The sequence below is a fragment of the Nostoc sp. DedQUE02 genome (assembly GCF_034531035.1).
Classification (GTDB): domain Bacteria; phylum Cyanobacteriota; class Cyanobacteriia; order Cyanobacteriales; family Nostocaceae; genus Nostoc.
This window is the reverse complement of record NZ_JAVRBY020000012.1, coordinates 95,455-115,648: the sequence shown is the minus strand read 5'-3', so window position 1 is coordinate 115,648 and position 20,194 is coordinate 95,455. Positions and strand designations below refer to the sequence as shown.

Annotated in this window: 14 protein-coding genes and 1 pseudogene; 6 read left to right on the top strand and 9 right to left on the bottom strand. The window is 41.8% G+C overall.

Annotated features, from left to right (window positions below):
- The first annotated feature begins 200 nt into the window (after positions 1 to 200).
- Complete coding sequence (locus RMX98_RS13105) at positions 201 to 1,436, top strand: ScyD/ScyE family protein (RefSeq protein ID WP_322677175.1); 1,236 nt, start codon at positions 201 to 203, stop codon at positions 1,434 to 1,436.
- Positions 1,437 to 1,467: 31 nt separating this feature from the next.
- Here the strand turns inward: RMX98_RS13105 and RMX98_RS13100 are convergent, their stop codons facing one another.
- A complete protein-coding gene (locus RMX98_RS13100; protein WP_322677176.1) occupies positions 1,468 to 2,289 on the bottom strand; it encodes an SDR family NAD(P)-dependent oxidoreductase in 822 nt (273 codons plus the stop codon).
- Between the two features lie 951 nt (positions 2,290 to 3,240).
- Complete coding sequence (locus RMX98_RS13095) at positions 3,241 to 4,941, bottom strand: alpha/beta hydrolase (RefSeq protein ID WP_322677177.1); 1,701 nt, start codon at positions 4,939 to 4,941, stop codon at positions 3,241 to 3,243.
- 295 nt (positions 4,942 to 5,236) lie between these two features.
- On the opposite strand from RMX98_RS13095, the gene RMX98_RS13090 reads away from it, so the two are divergent.
- A complete protein-coding gene (locus RMX98_RS13090; RefSeq protein ID WP_322677178.1) occupies positions 5,237 to 5,428 on the top strand; it encodes a hypothetical protein in 192 nt (63 codons plus the stop codon).
- A gap of 11 nt (positions 5,429 to 5,439) precedes the next feature.
- Here the strand turns inward: RMX98_RS13090 and RMX98_RS13085 are convergent, their stop codons facing one another.
- The 4 genes from RMX98_RS13085 to RMX98_RS13070 form a co-directional block, all read right to left on the bottom strand.
- The gene (locus RMX98_RS13085; RefSeq protein WP_322677179.1) at positions 5,440 to 6,354 is read right to left on the bottom strand and encodes an ion channel; all 915 of its coding nucleotides are present in this window, start codon (positions 6,352 to 6,354) and stop codon (positions 5,440 to 5,442) included.
- Positions 6,355 to 6,518: 164 nt separating this feature from the next.
- Positions 6,519 to 7,400 carry a YsnF/AvaK domain-containing protein gene (locus RMX98_RS13080; RefSeq protein ID WP_322677180.1) on the bottom strand — a complete coding sequence of 294 codons (882 nt, stop codon included), beginning with the start codon at positions 7,398 to 7,400 and terminating at the stop codon, positions 6,519 to 6,521.
- Positions 7,401 to 7,629: 229 nt separating this feature from the next.
- Complete coding sequence (locus RMX98_RS13075; protein WP_322677181.1) at positions 7,630 to 8,535, bottom strand: DUF2382 domain-containing protein; 906 nt, start codon at positions 8,533 to 8,535, stop codon at positions 7,630 to 7,632.
- 590 nt (positions 8,536 to 9,125) lie between these two features.
- The gene (locus RMX98_RS13070; RefSeq protein ID WP_322677182.1) at positions 9,126 to 9,968 is read right to left on the bottom strand and encodes a DUF2382 domain-containing protein; all 843 of its coding nucleotides are present in this window, start codon (positions 9,966 to 9,968) and stop codon (positions 9,126 to 9,128) included.
- 405 nt (positions 9,969 to 10,373) lie between these two features.
- On the opposite strand from RMX98_RS13070, the gene RMX98_RS13065 reads away from it, so the two are divergent.
- Positions 10,374 to 11,108, top strand: coding sequence for a DUF1995 family protein (locus RMX98_RS13065; RefSeq protein ID WP_322677183.1), 735 nt, complete (start codon positions 10,374 to 10,376; stop codon positions 11,106 to 11,108).
- A gap of 131 nt (positions 11,109 to 11,239) precedes the next feature.
- Here the strand turns inward: RMX98_RS13065 and RMX98_RS13060 are convergent.
- From RMX98_RS13060 to RMX98_RS13050, 3 genes and pseudogenes are all read right to left on the bottom strand, one after another.
- Positions 11,240 to 11,398: pseudogene (locus tag RMX98_RS13060) on the bottom strand (element excision factor XisH family protein); the annotation flags it as partial.
- A gap of 99 nt (positions 11,399 to 11,497) precedes the next feature.
- Complete coding sequence (locus tag RMX98_RS13055) at positions 11,498 to 11,584, bottom strand: element excision factor XisH family protein (RefSeq protein ID WP_322677271.1); 87 nt, start codon at positions 11,582 to 11,584, stop codon at positions 11,498 to 11,500.
- Between the two features lie 112 nt (positions 11,585 to 11,696).
- Positions 11,697 to 14,720: a zinc-dependent metalloprotease gene (locus RMX98_RS13050; protein ID WP_322677184.1), complete on the bottom strand. Its 3,024-nt coding sequence runs from the start codon at positions 14,718 to 14,720 to the stop codon at positions 11,697 to 11,699.
- 741 nt (positions 14,721 to 15,461) lie between these two features.
- Between RMX98_RS13050 and RMX98_RS13045 the strand changes: the two genes are divergently transcribed.
- The 3 genes from RMX98_RS13045 (at position 15,462) to RMX98_RS13035 (ending at position 20,151) form a co-directional block, all read left to right on the top strand.
- Positions 15,462 to 17,225, top strand: a complete 1,764-nt coding sequence (locus RMX98_RS13045) for a pentapeptide repeat-containing protein (protein ID WP_409881439.1) — start codon at positions 15,462 to 15,464, stop codon at positions 17,223 to 17,225.
- A gap of 178 nt (positions 17,226 to 17,403) precedes the next feature.
- Positions 17,404 to 18,474, top strand: coding sequence for an LOG family protein (locus RMX98_RS13040; RefSeq protein WP_322677186.1), 1,071 nt, complete (start codon positions 17,404 to 17,406; stop codon positions 18,472 to 18,474).
- Between the two features lie 357 nt (positions 18,475 to 18,831).
- Positions 18,832 to 20,151, top strand: coding sequence for a D-alanyl-D-alanine carboxypeptidase (locus tag RMX98_RS13035; protein WP_322677187.1), 1,320 nt, complete (start codon positions 18,832 to 18,834; stop codon positions 20,149 to 20,151).
- Positions 20,152 to 20,194 lie beyond the last annotated feature (43 nt).

Sequence of the window (20,194 nt, the reverse complement as noted above, 5' to 3'; positions counted from 1 at the left end):
TCATAAACCAAACTATATAAAGAAAGACAAACAAGGCTATAACCCTCTTTTATTCTGCCTCGTGCCTTATCCAAACGACAAATTTTTAGGTTTGGATCTTTTGCTCTATTTTAGTATTTTGGTATAAATATTAACTAATTAAAAAAAATTCAAACTTTTCTATCTTTCATTTACGCAAATTTAATTTTAGGAGGGGTCTAATGAAACTAAAACAATTTGGAATTACATTTTTGAGTGTTTGTATTGCTGCTTTTTCGGGAATGAAAGCAGCAGAAGCGGCATCATTTTCGGTAATTGCCGATGGTCTTAATAATCCACGGGGCCTAAGTTTTGCTCCTGATGGAAGTCTCTACGTCACAGAAGCAGGAACAGGCGGAAATGGAGCTTGTGTTCCTTCACCGAGCGTTGCCAACCAATCTTTATGTTATGGCACGACTGGTGCAGTGACAAAAATTAGAAATGGTACGCAACAACGTATACTTACAGGACTTCCTTCTTTGGCATTACCAGATGGTACTGATACTTCTGGGCCTCAAGATATCAAATTTGATGCTACTGGCAAGCCTTATATTGCAATTGGGTATGGTTCAAATCCTACATTTCGCGCCACATTAGGTAACACTGATTTAGGAAAAATCATCACTGCTAATTTTAATACAAATTCCTGGACTAGTGTGGCTGATTTAGCTAATTATGAACTTGCAAATAATCCCGATGGAGGCGATGTAATTAGCAATCCCTTCTCTATTCTTTTAGATGGAAATAATATTGTTGCAGTTGATGCTGGTGCTAATGAGTTACTCAGTGTAGGGACTGATGGAAGTAATTTGAAAGCGATCGCCACAATTCCCCGGCAGACATTAACTAATCCAATTTTCCCCTCTGGCCCATCGTCATCGCCATTTGAAATCCAAGCAGTACCCACAAATGTCGCCAAAGGCCCAGATGGCGCTTATTATATTAGCCAATTAACTGGTTTTCCTTTTCCACAAGGTGAAGCAAAAATCTATCGAGTTGGTGCTGATGGTCAACCAACAGTTTATACCGATGGATTTACTCAACTTACTGACTTAGATTTTGATAGTGAGGGCAATTTATATGCTTTGCAATACGCCAATCAGTCACTTTGGAAAGGTAATCTAGATGGTTCTGTAATTAAGATAGCTAGGGATGGGACTCGCACAACTATTCTTAGTGGCAATGGATTAGAGTCTCCTACTGCTTTGACTATTGGTGCTGATGGTGCTATTTACGTGACAAACCGAGGCGATCGCCCTGGACTTGGACAAGTGATCAAAATTGAGAATCCTAAGTCTGTTCCTGAATCTACTTCTACTTTGAGCTTATTAGCATTTCTTGGCACTGCGAGCATTATGTTGCACAAGGGTAAAGCCAAACGACTGAAGATTTCGGGCAAGTTTGTTCAGGAGTGTTGAGTCAGCGATCGCCCTCGGTGTTTCCCCTTCTCTACGAGACGCTACGCGAAGGGGTAAGTTTTTCCATCAGCCGTTGTCTGCTTGGTGCTGGTGGTGTTGCTATTCGTAAAATTAACTCTAACAACCAAGGGGCGAGGCGTTGACACAACACGGCTAAATGACTTTGCCATCCAACTAAAATTTCTGATGAATCATTCTGCATTCCGGTAACGAGTGCTTTAGCCACTTGCTGGGGAGTCATAGGGATCACCCAGCGAAATAATTTTAAGTCGCGCACCATGTCTGTGTCTGTCAGGGAAGGCAGTAATGCAATGACGCGGATATTGTGTTGGGCTAATTCTTGACGCAAGGCTTGGGTAAATCCTAAGATGGCAAACTTGGTTGCTGAGTATGTCGCCATCGTTGGTGCTGCAACTTTCCCCATCAGACTCGATACATTGACAATTGTCCCTTGTCTTTGACTGGCCATGCGTCGAGCAATCAAACTAGTGAGGTTGTACATTCCTAACAAGTTCACAGAAATTTCTTCTTGAACTTGGGGCATTTTAGATTGCAAAAATGAGCTTTGGTATGCAACTCCCGCACAATTAACTAGCAGATGAATCTGTCCGTAATTGCGCCATAGTTGGGCAACAGCGATATTTACTTCAATTGTCTGCGTCAAATCTAAAGCCACGATCGCAGCTTCTGTACCCATCGCCTCGATTTCGTTGGCTACTTCCACTAACTTGCGGCGATCGCGTGCTACTAATATCATCCGTTTGATGCCTTGTTGCGCTAATTCGAGAGCGATCGCTCGTCCAATTCCACGCGAAGCCCCTGTAATTAGGGCAACTTTACCTTGAATCTCCATTAGTTTTATTCTCCAAAATTTAAGTCTTACCAAACTCTTCGTTATTGCCGATATACACAAGCAAGAGCTACTTACTTGTCGGCACAAAGTAAGACAAATAATCAATCGCAATTGAAATCAAACTGAAACTAAGCCTTTAGCAACGAGATATTTCTTGGTTAATCTGCAATCCCTCATAGTTGTCTATATGAGGCAGAAATTTCTGGTTTTGAACCCGTCAAAGCCTAACACACTTGGCTGAATGGGTATAGCTCATAGATTTTATTTCTCCTAGATCCGAGCGTTCATCAGCATCCTTGCCATACACACGTTAGCAATTAAATCAAGGTATTGCAATATTCTTTAATAAGGATTTCTTAATACTTCTTAACGACAAGCATAATATATATACAAAAGATTTTATTAAATAAGTTTTTATGAATCCCTCAGTACAAATATCTCACTTTCCTGACAAATAGCCTGATTTTGAGAAAATTACATAGCTTGGAAACAAATAGTCTTTTGGCAAATGGTTGCAATAGTTAGAGTTCCGAACTAAATCATCAAATCGCATCAGTATATTTACTGCTTTATTGAGATAAAGATTGATGACTTTTATTTATTGAAAATCATTAAAGAGGATTAATCATTGTTTGGAATCATCTACTACAACTTTAGGATAAATAGTAATTTGTTTAAGTTTAGCTTTGAGTTCATCAAAGTAATGCTTGAGACTTATCTCGTCTACAACATACTTCAATTATTCGTGAACAATAAGATCCCCGACATCTGAAAGAAGTCGGGGATCTTAGCTGTAAGTCAATATGATTGCTAATTGATGATTTTACCTAAAGCTACACTCCGTGAATTTACGTAATTAGTAATTCCCCAGCTAAAATTGACTTGCTCAAAGCAAGGATAGATATTTCCTTTTCACTCATATCTCTATTATATTTTTCCAATTTCCTATAACTAACGGGGAGTAGGAATAGGTTGAGGATTTGATGGTTTGCTTGCCTGGGGAGTTGGCCCACTCCAAATTTGATTGAACTGATCTACCGATAATGACTGTAAAAGACTGAGATTAAGTGGCTCTTTGCTGATAAATGTAGCGTAGGAAGGCTGCAAATAGGAACGATATTCAGGGCGGTTAAGAAGATGGGTTTCTAAAAAAGCGACGCTGAGGGCGTTGAGATAAGAAAAAACAGCAGCACGATCGGGGCCTAGCAAGGCAGGTGGTACAGGTAAGACATTGTTTTGAGGAGTAGGTTCGGCGATCGCAGAAAAGTGGGTGGCATTTTCAATCAAAGCCAGGTACTTATTAGAGTCAGAAAGCCAGGTAAAGGGGCGAATTTGCTCAAATACAGGTGGTGCGAAAACATCTTGACTACCTGCTACCAGCATTACTGGAATTTTAATTTGGCTGATTCCCCCTTGACCCAAAACTGAGCTGTCAATGGGATTAATTGCAATGATCGCCTTGATGCGATCGTCTTTGAGTTCGTAATTTTTTGGAGGTAACTCAGTTGCTTGACACTGCAAAAAGAGCGACAAATTAAAGGAGGAATTATCGGGATTACAATCTTGCCTGAGTTGCTCAAAGTTAATATTGGCTCCTGCTAAAGTCAAAACAGTATAACCACCAAAGGACTGACCGATCGCCCCGACTTGCTGAAAATTGAGTTTTCCCTGGAGGGTGGAATCGGATTTATCTAGACGCTGAAGTTCATTGAGTAGATATTTGATATCCAAAGGTCGATTGATAAATTCTGCTGCATCAGGCGGCCCTGCCAAACCTGCAAAATATTGCTGAAAGCGTTCGGCATTACTACCAGGGTGTTCTAATACAGCAACGGCAAAACCATAAGATGCTAGATGTTCAGCCAGGTAGACAAAGGTAGAGCGGTCTGAGGCCAGTCCGTGAGAAATTACAATCAGAGGAAAGGGAGGCGAAAGTAAATCTCCAGGGTTTTGTGAACCTGCTTTTGGCAAATAGATATCCACAGGTAGACGGCGTGAGCGAGAAATGTCATTTAACTCCAGGCTTTTTTTCTGCCAGGTGAATTTTCCTGGCGATCGCAAATCTGGTTGTTTGGAGAAGTCAATTTTGTCAGTGGCGGCTTGAGCGATCGCTTCTTTTTGAAGAGAAGCAAAAACTTCATCCTTTTTTTTAATTAATTGCGACAAGTCATCGACTATCCTTAATCCCTCTGTGAAATTCACCCGTATAGTATCGCTAGGGAATTTCCGCAGTAAATTCACCACTGTTAACCCCTCTTTTTGATCAGCAGCAGACAAAATTAAAGAGGCACGTATGGCATAAAAGCCATTCTTGCGAGACTCAGTGAGGAGTAATTTTCCTAGTTGTTGCACCAGCTGCTCGCCTATCGGTGAGTAGGTAACTTGAGATACTAATGTAGGAGTGACATTAAAGCGCTGCTGGAGTAGATCCCGCAGTTGAGCGAGTTGTTCAGGAGTCGCACGACTAGCATAAAATGAAAAATCTTGATCGATTTTGCCCTCTTTAGCAAAGGTTTCCAGCGAATCCACCGATAAGGAAAATTCGCCGAAGGGAGGATAATAAAAGCTAATGCGTTCAGCTCCCAATCCAGGAGTAGCAGTCAAGAACGTAGATAGCAAACCTAAACCCAGATATTTCAAAAATTTTTTCATTAGAAAAACCCACTATCTAACCCTACTTAAACAAGTTTGGACAGGGAGGAAAGCGGGGCGGGATCTATAACCGCTTTCCTGTTTACACAGGCTACAAGCACAACAAAGCAAGTACTTGCATCCATAGTTTCGCATATACGCAATAATTGGCACTCAAATAAATTTTTGGATGCTAAGGCGCACAGCTGTGATCCCCTATTTATTGTCCTGAATTATCAAAACATATCGGTAACAAATTTTTCCGCTAAACAGCATTAGTAGAGAGATAATAGATATAGAGATCAAAATAAGTTATATGTCTTTAGCCTCCTGCGCTTGTTGTGCTGTCGTCCTTAACCAACAACAACAAAATATCTCGCACCAAAACCAGTGCCAGGATGTGCCAGTTAACCACAGCAAGAGTATGGTTAAAACTTGCACTGTTGTTGAAAATGGTCGGGTGGTTGTTAAAGCCTTAGAAGCACCACTCAATCAAACTGACGAGTAAATTTCACGCCTCTAATCTAAAGGTAAAACATCGTGGAAGCGGTTGTAATCAATGTAGCGATGTCCATCGGGTGTGTGGTGAAAGATATCGACAAATTGATTGTTCCACAAAATCTCATTCGCACTATAGCTATGACGGGCATGGACGACCTGGGCAACTGTTTCATCAATGCCACTCAAAGAGACAATCAGGATAGTATTTGTCTGGGTTAATGATTCTGGTGTCATCCCATATAGAGGACTAAACTCATCAATCACATGCATCACTGACCAACTTAACGTGAAGCTAGGTGTTTGGTTCCTCACCAGTTTGAGATCGTGGAACCGACGCATGAACTGTCCTTCTAGGGTTACTTCGTCGCGCATCAAGTAGACTCGCATCTGCGCCTCCAGAATCGTATTGCGACGCTTATTAGCGCTGCGAAATATCAGAGTCGGCATCGCATCATGAGCTGTAATGACAGCAACACGACTAAAAAGTACGCGGGCTGTAGGTCGAGAGAATCGAGCAAAGGCTAGTCCGGTCATTACAGCAATTCCCACCAAACCCATCATTGCTTCAATGGTGACAATAATGTTGGCGTAAGTTGTTTTCGGATACATTGCCCCATAGCCAATAGATGCTAGGGTTTGCACACTAAAGAAAAATACATCTAAAAAAGAGCCAGGTCGGGCGTTGGCAATACAATCTCCTCCGATCAAGTAAGCTAGGGCAAATAGAGCATTAATACTTATATAAAAAGTACAAGTCAGGAGCAGAAAGCCAATCCAGGGAATCGTTAGCAGCAGATGATAAGGATCGCGCCAGTAGGAATGCCATGCACCCATACCTATAATCTCAAATTTTCCATCTTGAACTTTAATCCGAATCGGTGGGATCAGACGCTGTCGTTTCTTGGGTGAAAGTCTCTTCAGTCGAAATTTCATTGCAAGTAGCCAAAAGAACGGCAACTTCTTAGTATTGTAAATTAAGTTGCTTTAGAGACATTCCACTTACCCGCAAGGCAATGGAAACTTCACTTTTCTTTTCTTAAAATCAGCAAAAAAATAGGGTGGACATTGCCCACCCTAGTAATTTATCTGCTAGAAACTTATTTTTCTGGCTTTAGTGATTGACCTTTAGAACAACGGTCAAACCACTCCTGGTATTTTTTCTGGTGCGACTCATCTTCAACAGCAATGGTAACACGCACCTGCTTACAGCCGTGATTTCGCTCTAGTGCGATCGCATTCAACAATAAGTTAGCAATTTTAGGCGAGCTAAATTCGCCACTGACCGTTAAACCGTTGTCAAACCGTGTAGCTTCGAGTCTTTCTCCCGCCGTCAAGTCAACGCCAGCAATTTCTCCTTGTCCTAAATCAATTTCTGCAAGTTGTTTGTGTTCTGGGCTAATTTGTTCCACAATCAGCTTTTCATGCCGGACAGGAACTTGTACCATCCGGGTTTCAATTACTTTGCGAACAATTACCTCACCAACTTTACGCTTACTGCTTTCAACAAATAGTCGTTCTTCTAGGAGACGAATAATCTGTTCTTCAGGAACCTGTTCTAAATTTACTGGTTCAACTGGGGTATTTTTAATTTGATTATTGGCTAGTTGCTCATTTGAGTTGCTATCGCCTGGTGTTTCCGCTTCTAAATATTCAGGCATATACTCAATTTCTGATTTGTTTAAGTCTAGGAAAACAGATTTAGTCGGCTTGTCGATTTGTTTTATTCTCTGACTCTGTAACCGAAATAAAGAAGAATGTTGCTTGCCTAACTGCTGACCATATTTTACAGTTTGTTGATTCGCCTGCTTAGATATAACTAAGTTTAACCGACGATTAGCATCCACAATTAGATCATGAACTACTCCTACTAGCTGACCTTGCTTATCAAACACAGCAAAATTATTAACCTTCTTTCTTAAATCTGCTAAAGAGGAGCTAGTGCGAGAGTTACCATTTGCCTGTACAACATTTTTTGCCATAGGTTGGCTATTTATCTTCAAAGTTTACTAACTGCTTCTACTTAGCTAAATTAAATGTATTAATCGTCTGGATACCATTTAGAAAATGTTTGTATTTTCACATTTATTCCAGCCACATCCAGAGCAATATTTGCTATTGCAAGCACAGGTAAAGCTAATTCAACAGCCTCACCTGCACTGTGTAGAATTAATTATTAGTCATTAGCTACTAACTAATGACTATATTTAGTTAGCGTTCTTCAATCGGAAGATTACCAGAATTCACATCTAACTCTTCACGACGCACAGTTTCTTGAGTTTCAACTGTGTCTTGCTCGACTACTTTTCTCACTCTGACTTCTTCGCGCAAAAATGCTTCTTTGCGAACATCAGCAGTTTCTTCATGGATTTCTACACGAGCAACTTCGCCTTCACGGAAGTCTGCTTCGCGCCCAGAAACAGCCTTACCCGCATCTGCTGGAGTTACACGCTCAATCACAACTCTTTCTCTTTCTACTGGCACTGCAATCCGTGCAGTATCAGTCTCAACGTGCTTACCAATTGTTACTTCTCCAGTTTTTTGGCGTCGTTTACTGGCAATCAGCCGTTCTTCGTACAATCTTAGAGTTTGATGATCTTGCTCATTTAATCCGAATAAAGAAGGCTCACGTTCGTAAGTGTAGTTATCACGAGCGTAAGTTGGAGTTGGAGCTGGAATTGGAGCTGGAGTTGTACCCAATCCTGCTGGTGCTAAAGGATCTAATGGTGTTAAAGGATCTACAGGAAGAGTCGAGTCTATAGGTTGGCGATATACACCACGCACCCGTTCTTCATAGTCGTAATCAAGGGTTTGGCGTTCATTAAACTCAGGCAAATCTTCAGCTTGCTCTCTAGTCAAGCCAATTGTGTATACACGATCAACGCTATAGTCGACACGGGCACGACCAATTGGTAGTAGTACTTTTTTACCAAAAATCCAGAAACCTAAGTCAACGATTAAATAGCGGAAATGACCTTCTTCATCTACTAAAATATCGCTGACAGTACCAACTTTCTCATCAGTTCCTTGTGTATAGACACCAAGCCCTTTAATGTCATGACCATCAAAACTCTCTTGATAATTAGGCTCAAAATCTTCTAGTTTGTAAAGAACCATGATGTTTAACCTCAAAAATTATTCTTCTCATCTCTTAATAACTAAACTAGACATTTAATTATTTTTCTACATCCTTCTGCCGAATGAATTATTTCCAGAGTAAAATAATCGAAAGTTATAGAGGTTTTTATTAATATGGCTAATAAGAAAGGCAAAATCATTCTAATTTCGCCTTTTATTACGAAAAATATCTTTACTATTTGTATATGTTAAGCCAAATCCATTATTATAAAAGGTTGTTTTAAAAGTAGTTAGCTGTGATTTTAGGGAGTTATTGATTCCCTTTAACCCACGCCAGTCGCTCCACTTGGGGAAACCCCAAGACCGCGCTGGCTCCCCTGAAAAAAGGGGGGACTGGAATTAAAGTCCCCCTTGAAAAGGGGGATTTAGGGGGATCTAGAACGTTTTGTTACCCAGAAGAGGATTTTTCAAACAACCTCTAAGATTGCCACAAAGTTACGCTTCTTTAAATGATTTATCAAAAAGTTACTTTTTGCTATTGAATAAAAAATACAGGCATAGATAAAAATTAACTTTGCCTGCATTATGATTTCAGATCAATCTACTAAACAAAATTAGGAACCAGCTAATTAAATCGTTTCATGTGCATTTATACCATTTTCTTGCACATGTAAATTACCCTCAGTATCAACATCTAATTCTTCTCGACGAATGGTTTCTTGTGTTTCTACAACATCCCGTTCTACTACTTTCTTGATGCGGATTTCTTCACGTACAAAGGCTTCTTTATGAATTTCAGGCGTTTCTTCGTATACTTCTATACGTGCTACTTCTCCTTCTTGAAACTTAAGTTCACTAGGATCTATAGCTTTACCTGCTTCTGTTGGCACAACTCGCTCAATCAAAACTCGTTCTTTTTGAATAGGCACTGTAACGTTTGCGGTGTCTATTTCAATGTGCTTACCGACTGTTACTTCTCCGGTTTTGATCCGGTGTTTGTTGGCAATTAATCGTTCTTCATAGAGTCTGAAAGTTTGATGAGATTGATCGTTTAACCCGTATAAAGCTGGTTCTGCCTGGTAATTGTATGTATCGCGATCATAAGTTACACCGCTACTTGGAGAACGAAATACACCACGTACCTTTTCTTCATAATCTCTATCAAGGATCGCATCGTCTGTGTGATCGGGTAAACTTTCTATTTGCTGTCTGCTTAATCCATCAACATAGACACGTCTTTCTGAATCATTAATCCGGGTAAGACCAATTGGTAGTAATATTTTCTTGGCAACAAAATCTAAGCTGATATCAACAATTAAATAGCGAAAGTGACCATCATCATCAACTAAAACATCGGCTACTGAGCCAACTCTATCTCCTCCCTCAGTATAAACATCCAGGGCTTTAACGTCGTCTTTGCCAAATATTTCTCGATAATTGGGGTCAAAATGTTCAAGTTTGTGAATAGGCATACAGTGTTCCTAATTTGTGTATAAGGTTTATTTGCCAGTGTAAAAAATATTATGCTAAGTTTCATCCTGCTGGCGACTGAGTTTAATAGAGATAATTGAGGATTTATATTAGGGAAATACTCTAGTTGAACGCTATTAATAATCAATCGAGATATAACTAAAGTTATAAAAAACCAGATTTGATACTGGTATAAAATAATTTTTCAACTGGTTGAGGCGATGTCTACGACGGGCTACGCCAACGCACAATGGCGACAAGCAAATTTATTACCCATACTATTGACAAAAGAGAACGAATGAAACAGCCCTGTGTTTTAAAGGGATTGGGCAATCTCTTCTCTGTAAGTCCTAATTAAGAGCCAATACTGAAACAATGGGAGTAGACACTACAGAACCATGCAGATTATGAGTGAACTTCCAAATAGTCTTGAAGATGCGATCGCCCAATCTCGTACAGCCGTCCAAGCTGCCCTTGCAGATGGCTGTACTCGCATACAAGTTGAGTTCCTGTTTCCAGAACTCAAGTTTATGCCAGTAGCAGAACAATTTTTGCCCGTGTTTACAGATTATGATTCTCGTTTGAAAATTTTCTTTGCTGACGCGGGTGCTGCGGCTTTAGCCCGTCGTGATTGGGTAGATGCACCATTTCAAATTTTGGATATTGGTACGGGTAGGGCTGCTTCTTTGCAGACAAAAATTCAGCCAGAGGATGAAATTTTCTTGTTCATTGCCCCCACTTCTGTAGAAGTACCGCAGTTGGAAAAGTTATGTGAAGTAATAGGCGATCGCCCTGTAGTCTTTTTAAATCCTCGCTTAGAAGATTCTGGAACTGTGGGTATTGGTTATACAGCCAGAAAAATCCGCGATCGTTTCATCAGTACCATTGAATCCGCCTATTATCTGCGCCCCATAGACGATCAAAGTGCCTTATATCGCTGCTACCCAGGACAGTGGGAAGTTTGGCTAGAAACCAACGGCGAATATCAAAGTATTGCCGAATTACCTACAAAACCATCGGGTGATGATTTGGATCTCATCCTTTTAAAAGGACAACCGCAAACAACAACAGACGCGACACCTGCGAAAAAGCCCAGTGTATTTAAAAGTTTGCAACGGTTTTTAAAGGCGTTAAGCAGTTAGGAAAAAGTAGAGGTAGCAGGAGGAAACTTTCTCATCTGCTGCCTCATGGGGAATGGGTAAGGGGTAAAGGGTAAAGGATGTATTCAAAACCTTTCCCCTTTTCCCTTTCCCCTTTAACCGAACCGTATTGCCACCGCCGTATGAAACTCAGAAATAGTTGAAGTGCCGATGAAACTTTTCACTTCAACCGCTATTACTTTTCCCTCTCTTTCTGCCGCAATAATTCTCTCTGCTCCCAAGTCGATGTACATATCAGTAATATTTTCTATGCGAATTAGCAAAGGGTCATGATACCAATTCTGTATGAAGATGCGCCAAACTAAATAAGAAACGAACCGCAAAGGGCGCAAAGAACGCAAAGAAAGAAGCCAAGAGAATTTAGCGCAGCCTCACAAAGAAATGGTATGAGTAATTCGCCACCCGTCCTTTTGTAATGCCAATTTCACAACATTGTGAAATTTATCTCTAGCTGACATAAACTATTTCTCAGCCTGTGTAGGCATGATAAATATATTTTGACAAAATCCTCAAAAAAGAAGAGGAGTTAGAAATTTTACAGACGCGATTAATCGCGTCTCTATAACTTTTTTAATTCCCTTGCAACGGTGCATTTAAGACTTTCTCGATGCGATCGCGCGTTTCTAATAAGTGCGCTTTAGTATATTCATCCTCTGAATTAACCCCTTTGAGTTTATCATCTAGTTGTTTGAGTTTATACCAAGCCAGAGTACGAGCATCTTCTGGAACATTTTCTTTTCGCAATACCATAGCAGTCAAAATGTCCAGATATTGACGCTGCAAGCCTCGCCGCAAACTAGCAATCTTCATTGATTTAGCTTTTGGTTTGATGACTTCCGTCCAAATATCTGATTGCAAAGTGTCAAATAGTTCTGGCAGAGTCAGTGCTTTTCCTTCGGGAGTTTTGAGTTCAATATCCTTGAGACGAGAAAGGCGATCGCCTGAAAGTAAATCTCGCAACACAGAACCCTGCATCAGTAGCACCAAGTCATGAATGGGAAAATCCAAACGACCTACTTGTGGAGAACTACCCCAATGCCGCCAACGGGAAGGTGCTAATTTATTCAGTAATTCTGGTGAAAAACTAAGGGCATCTTCTGCAAATACATATTTTTGTAGCGTTTCTAAAGCTTGGCGTTGTTCTTCAACTGGTACTGCTTCAAATGGTAAACGGTGTTGGGGAACTCCAGAGACTTTCTCGGCAGGTAACTCGCTAGGGTGAATGCGATAGAAAGATTGTCCTCCGATGTATTTTGTGGTGAAATATATTTGCTGGAAATAGTTACCTAATACTGTGCTAAAACGTTCGCTGACATCGCTGTAACTATCACCAGCCGTTGGGAAACGCTTATCGAGACGTTCCCACATCACCCGCGAATTATTCAATTGCCACTGAGAATAAAGCAGCACATTACCGCTATTATCCCAAGCATTAGCGGTTGGGTCGAGGTCATATACATCTTCATCTGTGGAATAACTCAACTCTGGCTTGTAGGATTGTGCAGCAATTTCCTCCAAAATTGGCTTTTCCGTTAGAGGAGTTGATGCCTGAATTGTTGTGTAGCCGTACTTAATCGCCCATTCATCATAAGGCCCCACCATACTAGGAAAATAATCTCCCTGTTTTGTACCTTGAGGAGCGATATTTGGGGGAATATAATCCATTACGGAAGTTGTCAGACCTTTAGTTTTGGTAATTTCCGTATTATTCATCTCTTGTGGTGGTAGCAGTGTACTACCACGGAAGTTATGGCGTAAACCAAGAGTATGTCCAACTTCGTGAGCGATGATTAAACGTAAATATTGATTGATATATTCCTTCACCTGGTCTGGAGTGGCTATGGTATCTGGCAGTAGTGACATCGCCAACGAACCAAAGGCAAACTGGTTAGCAGCTTCCATCCCGTAGCATAAATCGTACTCGCCTGCCATTTTCGACAAACGACTCAACAATCCCTGTTGCCCTTCTACCTTCTGGGGTACACCATTGTTTTTCGCATCTAAACCATTGGTGCAAAGTAGGCGATTTTGCATCAAAGCTGATAAGGTAGTGCGATTTTCTGTTTGGCTGGGTTGGACTATTTTACGATACTCACTCTTGAGTGCCCGGATAAAGCTAGCATCTACAAGAATGTCTGCATCCAAAATTTCTCCTGTCAATGGATTAACACGGGATGGCCCCATTGCAAAGTATCCATCTACTGTGTTAATCCAACGAATCGTGTTGTAACGAATATCTGCTGGGTCCCATGTGGCATCATCTGGCATTTGGCGGACTTCAATTGCATCTCTGAATCCGGCTTTCAAAAAGGCTTTGTTCCACATAAGAACGCCTTCTTTCATGGCATCGCGGTACTCTAAGGGCACAGCGTTATCAATCCAGAAGACAATTGGTTTTTTGGGAGGAGAAATAACTGCTTTTGGGTCTTGCTTTTCTAAATGCCAGCGATTGATGTAGCGGACAAAAGAATCGCCTTGATCGTCTTTGGATAAATCTTGGTAGGCGGTGATAAAATAACCGATGCGATCGTCAGCAAAGCGCGGTCGATAATCTTGATCGGGTAGTTGCGAGAGGCTGTAGTGAACGCGTAGGGTAAAGCCACGGTTGTCAGCTAGGGAGGCAAAGTTTGCCACTTCACTTTCATGGTCAACGCTACCAGAGAAATTCAAAATTGATTCAATTTCTAAGTTTTGGGGAAAGGCTTTGGCATTACCAAAATAAGATTGGTCTGTGCTTCCTGGAAGTCCTAAACTTGCAGATAATCCACTTAAGTCTGTGAGTAACAAATCACTCAAGTCGATGAGAAGAGTTTTGCGTTGTGGATGAATGCTTTTAATCGAAATGCTGTATAAAACAGAGTCACTAAAAGACCGGGCTAGCGATCGCACTTGGGGATCTCCCTCGCGAGTGCGAAAATTCACATTGCGAATCACAAAGTGTAGTTTATCATCCACCCGTTGGAAATAAAACAAAAAATCTTGCAGAGGCATACCACTGTAAATACCCCGTTCGCCAATGCCCGATTCCAGGGTTGCCGTAGCTAGGTAATTTTTATTAAGTTGCTCTGGCTTAATTTCTAGATAAATCTTATTTTTTTCTTTATTGCGATAAAGAGTGAACAATCCCCCTGATTTTTGGGTATCTTTGGTTACTTCATTAAATGGCTCTAAATCATCCTTTGCTGGTTTAGTACTAGAATTAGGCTTTGTATTCGGTTTCTCTGAGGGTTTTGCAACTTCCAAAAACGGTTGTTGTCCTGCTTTCTTTAGGTCTTTTACTACCCAAATAAACGGTTGAGGCTGTACGTGTTTACTTTGATTAACTACCCAAACTTGCCCTGAAGGTAGGCTCTGTTTCTGAGGAAGATTGATATTATTTACCGATAAGGCTGAAATTTGAGTTGAAGAAGTTTCTGTCGTTAACTGACTATTAGATTTTTGCCCACTTCTGGCTGTAACCACGCCTTCTAAAACTCGATGACTAGCTGACATTTCTGTATCAACTCTGTTAACAGACGGTGACTTAGCGCTAGCCGTTGCTACTCCTAAAAACAAACCATGTAACAAAATAATATAAAAGGTTAATCTGTTCATCGCATTCATTCCCCGATAACTATCCCGTAGTTAATTTTTAACTTTTGCAAAGCTATACAGCCTGCCTGATGTCGATTCTCTTAGCTGCTTTATATTAAGCAGAAAACTTTTGAATGTGCCAATTTCAGATTTGGGATTAAAATTTTTTTGGTAAATGCCTCGCTACTTGTAGTCAGGTTCAATCCAAAAGACCTTTGTGACACTCGATAGGGTTCGCGCAGCATCTCGATTAGAAGCGTTAGTCTCTGAATCCTTAGTGTCAATCTCAAATCATTGAGTCAACTAACCTTGTCGTCAAAAATCGTTTGACTTCAATTTTAGTTGCCATTTTTCAGCTTTGTTATGCTGTTTTGGTGTAGGATTTTTCCTAACAATTGCGTCTCCCAGAAACAGGAAGTATTATTTGTACATCAGACTAGTAAATTTTTGGGAAAAAAGTATAACAAATTAACCAAAACATGGGGATTACTTGATTTTTGAAAGATTTTTTTAGCTAACACTTCATTTAGATCAGGAGAAGAGGCTTAAAGCGACTACATCCGAGCAAGAAACCGCCTTCCAAGAACGGCGTTGGCAAATTCACAAGAAGTAGCCCAGCGTAGACATCGCCAACTCGTGATTTTTTGAATATAGTATTTATTTATACTATTGATTGTTGGAAATGATCAGCAAACTAGCATAGAAAAGTTTTTAATTCAGAATTATCAAAACAGTAATTTAAATGTAACAACGGGCACAGAAATGTCAACATATTTATCTCAAGTCTGGCTGCTGCTGAGAAATTATGTGAGGGGTACAAGGTTGCAAGAGATGCCAAAGACCACATCGGCAGAAAATGAAGCAGTTTTACCTCAAGGAGAAAGTATTAAAGCAGAGAAAAGCGTTAAGTTTACTCAAGATAATTTACAGGAATATTTATACTCCTTAAGACTGCAAGAAAGTTTAAAAAAATGGACAATAGCAGGCAGAGGTTTGACTTCTGAGATCGGCGATCAGATATTGGGCATACCATCTGGGTTTTGTTTTCGAGTGTGCGATCGCCAGATGCATGAAGAGATTTACGATTTATTGGGCAATAGTGCCCTAAAACCAGAAATAGTCAACCAACTAATGGAATTGGTTGTAACTGATCAAAAAATTCGCCCAGAACAGCTTTTCTGGCGGCTAGAAGATTTTTATCGTCGTTGGTGTCAAGGAGAATTTATCGATGGGACACCAAATGATAACCTACCTCAGAAAACCAGGTTAAAGTTGGCGGCACAAAATATTGCGATCGGCTTGAGACAGGTAGACATATATACAGGTCTAAACGTACTAATTTTACTGTTAGAGTTACACCGCTACGCCCAAAGGCGAGATGAACTCAAACAAAAAATTACCTTCTATCCATCTGCCCAACCAGACACAGACAACTTTTTCACATCCCAACTGCTGCGGATTATTAACTATAGCGATGCCCTAGAAATTGGCAACTTTAGCAGTATAGTTGGGCAATTCCTCAAAGGCGGCAACTTTCGGAATGCTTACCTGGGTGATGCCAACCTTACTGGGGCAGACTTTACCGGTGCCGACCTCAGCCTTGCTTATCTCGGCGATGCTAACTTAACTGGCGTAAACTTCAGTGGTGCCAACCTGAGTGGTGCTAACCTTGGCGATGCCAACCTCAGTAGTGCCAACCTTAGCGGTGCCAACCTTAGCGGTGCCGACCTCAGCAGCACCAATCTTAGCGGTGCTAACCTTAGTTGTGCCAACCTTAGCCGCGCCGACCTCAACCGCGCCGACCTCAGCAGCACCAACCTCACCCGCGCCGACCTTAGCCGCGCCGACCTCAACCGCGCCGACCTCAGCAGCACCAACCTTAGCCATGCCGATCTAAGTAACGCCATCCTTTTTGGTGCGAATTTAAGTGAAGCCAACCTCAGCAGGGTCAGCCTCAGCCATGCCGACCTATGCCGCGCTGACCTCAGTGGCGCTGATTTGAGTTACGCCATCCTCAACGGTACTAATCTCAGTGACACAATTCTTTTCAGTACCAACCTTAGTGATGCCATCCTTATAGCCGCAGACCTCAGCTACGCCAAACTGAACGGTGCCAAACTTAACAATGCCAGACTTAACGGTGCAATGTTCTTAGGTGCCGACCTTAGCGGCGTAGACCTGAGTCGGGTGATTCTCAACGAAGCCGACCTTAGCGGCGTGATTCTTAACGATGCCGACCTTAGTGGTGCCGACCTCACCGACGCTATCTTGTTCGGTACAGACCTCAGCTATGCCAACCTTAATAGTGCTAACCTCAGTGGCAGTAACCTCAGTGGTGCTATCCTCAATGGTGCGGATCTCAGCTATAGCAACCTAAGTTACGCCATACTAGGTGGAGCCGACCTCAGCGACGCCAATCTCCAAGAAATGACCTGGGGTAAAAAGCAGCAGTGGGAAGGTGTGCGGGGATTAGAGACAGCAGTTAATGTGCCAGAGGCATTAAAAGAAGAACTGGGATTGAATTGAGATTCAGGGGAACAAGGGGAAAACTAAAATCCCAGCTTTAGGCGATCGCATTTTCTCTTCCTCCATATCTTCTGCGCCTTCTCTGCGAAGGCGGTTCGTCATTCTGCCTACACATATTCAGCTTGCTAGAGTGTGAGTAGTTCACGTAAAATATAGTGCCATTGTTGCAGCAGTTCTCATGACCTCATCTGCGTCGTTTGACACATTAGAGTCTTTACAGGCGGATATCGCTGAATTGGTCGCTCGTTTACCGACATTAAAAAATCGGCAATTTATTCAGCAAGCACTTGCTACTATTATTCGTCTAGCTGATACCGAAATTGAGCGTCTCGATTGGAAAATATTGTCGGCTGCATTAGCAGATATGGAGCGCGGTTTCCAGCTTTTTTATGATTACCGACACGTTCGCAAAGTTACTATCTTTGGTTCTGCTCGTCTAGCACCAGATACACCAGAGTACCAAATGGCCCTTGAGTTTGCTCGTGCTATTTCTCAATTGGGATTTATGGTGATGACTGGCGGTGGTGGTGGAATCATGCAGGCGGGTCATGAAGGTGCAGGGCGAGAAAATTCCTTTGGATTAAACATTCAGCTACCCTTTGAACAGGAAGCAAACCCCTTTATAGAGGGCGATCCCAAGCTAATTAACTTCAAATATTTCTTTACCCGCAAGTTATTTCTCCTGAAAGAAAGTGATGCTGTAGCCTTGTTTCCGGGAGGCTTTGGCACTCAAGATGAAGCTTTTGAATGTATGACATTAAGTCAGAACGGTAAATTTGGCCCAGTACCTCTAGTTTTAATCGATCGCCCTGGTGGTGATTACTGGCGCTCTTGGAGCGAATACATTGATAAGCAATTAGTAAAAAATGGTCTTGTCAGTCCTGAAGACCCCAGCCTTTACACGGTGACAGATAACCTGGATGTGGCTTGCGACGCTATCACCCGTTTTTACCAGGTTTATCACTCCTGTAGATATGTAGGCGATAAGTTAGTCATCCGCTTGAAGACAGATATATCAGACGCGCTTGTAGAGAGACTCAATACTGATTTTAGCGACATTATTATTCAAGGAAGGATTGAAAAAAGTCAGGCATTACCTCAAGAAGCCCAAGATGAAACTGCTGGACTACCCCGCCTGATTTTGTACTTCAATCAACGCGACTTAGGGCGTTTGTATCAGATGATTGCCATAATTAACCAGATAGGTACTCCTTCATTAGAGGATGCAGCGCATCCAGAAAGGAAGTAAGTATAAAAAATGCAAGGGGAGAATTTTGAATTACTTCCCTTTCTTACCTTCAAGGTTATAAAATTTCGTAGGCGTAGGGTGTCGTAGACATCGCCTGTTTCTGAATCAAGCTAACTGCGTAGTCTCTTCATATAAAAAAAGTCTACTGTATAAGTATTTTTATCAGAAATCTCATGCGGGTATCTTCTTGAGCAATGGGCATTTTGGCATTTTCCAAAGAGCTACAAAAACAATATTATTCACCCTACTTACAGATGAGAAAAACACCAGTTATTATGACTCAATACTGATTGTCTGAAAAAAACTTGTATATTAGCACAGTAAACAACGTTTCAAATCCTGACAGAGGAATAAAAGATGCTGGAATTATTGGGTTCAGGTTTGGTGTCGCTTTGGCTGGAAATGGCTGGGGTACAAATCAAGCCTCTAGATGCCTTAGATGCACTAACTTGGCAAAGTAGCCCTGGCTTAGTTATTGCCCCCGATCCAAATCCAGCAGGGGCGACTACGGTACAGGAATATCTGAAAAAGCTCATAACATCAAAGGTGGTGGCGCAAAATCTGGCTGAGAGTCAGGGAATTTGGATGCAGTCGGGGCCGATGTTGATGGCAAATCACCAAGGTACGACTCCTCTACCGGCTGCTTCTTTAACCAAAATTGCCACTTCCCTAGTTGCTTTGAAAACTTGGGGGCCAGATTACCAATTTGATACTTTGGTGAGTGTTACTGGGCCTGTAGTAAATGGGGTTGTGCAGGGCGATTTGGTTGTTGCTGGCCGTGGCGATCCTTTGTTTGTTTGGGAAGAAGCGATCGCTCTTGGTAATACTCTCAATCAAATGGGTATCAAGCAAATAAAGGGAAATTTGATCGTTAGTGGCAATTTTGCCATGAATTTCCAACGTCAGCCGATGCTGGCGGGTTTGATGCTCAAGCAAACACTAAATCGTGCGACTTGGGGTCGCCCCGCTATTTATACACACTCAATCATGCCCAAGGGAACGCCCAAGCCTCAAGTTATCATTGCAGGTGGGGTGAAAGTTGAGGCGCAACCAAATCAACAAACTTTGTTACTGCGTCATCGCTCATTACCCTTGAAGCAACTGCTCAAGGAAATGAATGTTTATAGTAACAATGATATGGCAGAGATGCTGGCAGAATCAGTGGGGGGAGCGGCTGTAGTGCAATCAACTGCTGCTAACCTGGCTAGGGTGCCACAAGCGGAAATTCAGTTAATCAATGGTTCTGGACTGGGGCCGGAAAATCGCATTTCCCCCAGGGCTGTTTGTGCCATGTTTATGGCAATTCAAGCTGAGGCATCTGCCCATCAGTTGAATCTTGCTGACTTGTTCCCCATGTCTGGATTCGATCACCGGGGGACACTGCACACCAGACACATTCCCCTTGCGACTGTGATCAAAACTGGTACTCTCCGGGATGTAAGCGCTTTAGCGGGAGTGATGCCCACACGCGATCGCGGTTTGGTTTGGTTTGCTATTATCAATCGTGGGACAAATGTCTGGGGTTTCCGTACTGGACAAGACCAACTCTTACAAAGTGTTGTCAAACAATTACAACAACCTCCCACAGTTCCTATTGCCCTCACTCCCCACTCAGTCATCAACTCTTTACCCCAGCTAGGCGCAGCTAATCGGAATGAAATTTTATACAAAAGTTAGGGACTTCCATAGTCCACGGTTAAAACAGACAGAAGACTAGTCT

What these genes read in the sequence shown, in the direction of transcription:
- RMX98_RS13035 (WP_322677187.1), top strand. Translation starts at nt 18,832, where the DNA reads ATGCTGGAATTATTGGGTTCAGGTTTGGTGTCGCTTTGGCTGGAAATG.
- RMX98_RS13055 (WP_322677271.1), bottom strand. Translation starts at nt 11,584, where the DNA reads ATGTCAGCTAGAGATAAATTTCACAATGTTGTGAAATTGGCATTACAA.
- RMX98_RS13080 (WP_322677180.1), bottom strand. Translation starts at nt 7,400, where the DNA reads ATGGCAAAAAATGTTGTACAGGCAAATGGTAACTCTCGCACTAGCTCC.
- RMX98_RS13085 (WP_322677179.1), bottom strand. Translation starts at nt 6,354, where the DNA reads ATGAAATTTCGACTGAAGAGACTTTCACCCAAGAAACGACAGCGTCTG.
- RMX98_RS13050 (WP_322677184.1), bottom strand. Translation starts at nt 14,720, where the DNA reads ATGAACAGATTAACCTTTTATATTATTTTGTTACATGGTTTGTTTTTA.
- RMX98_RS13100 (WP_322677176.1), bottom strand. Translation starts at nt 2,289, where the DNA reads ATGGAGATTCAAGGTAAAGTTGCCCTAATTACAGGGGCTTCGCGTGGA.
- RMX98_RS13045 (WP_409881439.1), top strand. Translation starts at nt 15,462, where the DNA reads ATGTCAACATATTTATCTCAAGTCTGGCTGCTGCTGAGAAATTATGTG.
- RMX98_RS13070 (WP_322677182.1), bottom strand. Translation starts at nt 9,968, where the DNA reads ATGCCTATTCACAAACTTGAACATTTTGACCCCAATTATCGAGAAATA.
- RMX98_RS13065 (WP_322677183.1), top strand. Translation starts at nt 10,374, where the DNA reads ATGAGTGAACTTCCAAATAGTCTTGAAGATGCGATCGCCCAATCTCGT.
- RMX98_RS13095 (WP_322677177.1), bottom strand. Translation starts at nt 4,941, where the DNA reads ATGAAAAAATTTTTGAAATATCTGGGTTTAGGTTTGCTATCTACGTTC.
- RMX98_RS13075 (WP_322677181.1), bottom strand. Translation starts at nt 8,535, where the DNA reads ATGGTTCTTTACAAACTAGAAGATTTTGAGCCTAATTATCAAGAGAGT.
- RMX98_RS13105 (WP_322677175.1), top strand. Translation starts at nt 201, where the DNA reads ATGAAACTAAAACAATTTGGAATTACATTTTTGAGTGTTTGTATTGCT.
- RMX98_RS13090 (WP_322677178.1), top strand. Translation starts at nt 5,237, where the DNA reads ATGTCTTTAGCCTCCTGCGCTTGTTGTGCTGTCGTCCTTAACCAACAA.
- RMX98_RS13040 (WP_322677186.1), top strand. Translation starts at nt 17,404, where the DNA reads ATGACCTCATCTGCGTCGTTTGACACATTAGAGTCTTTACAGGCGGAT.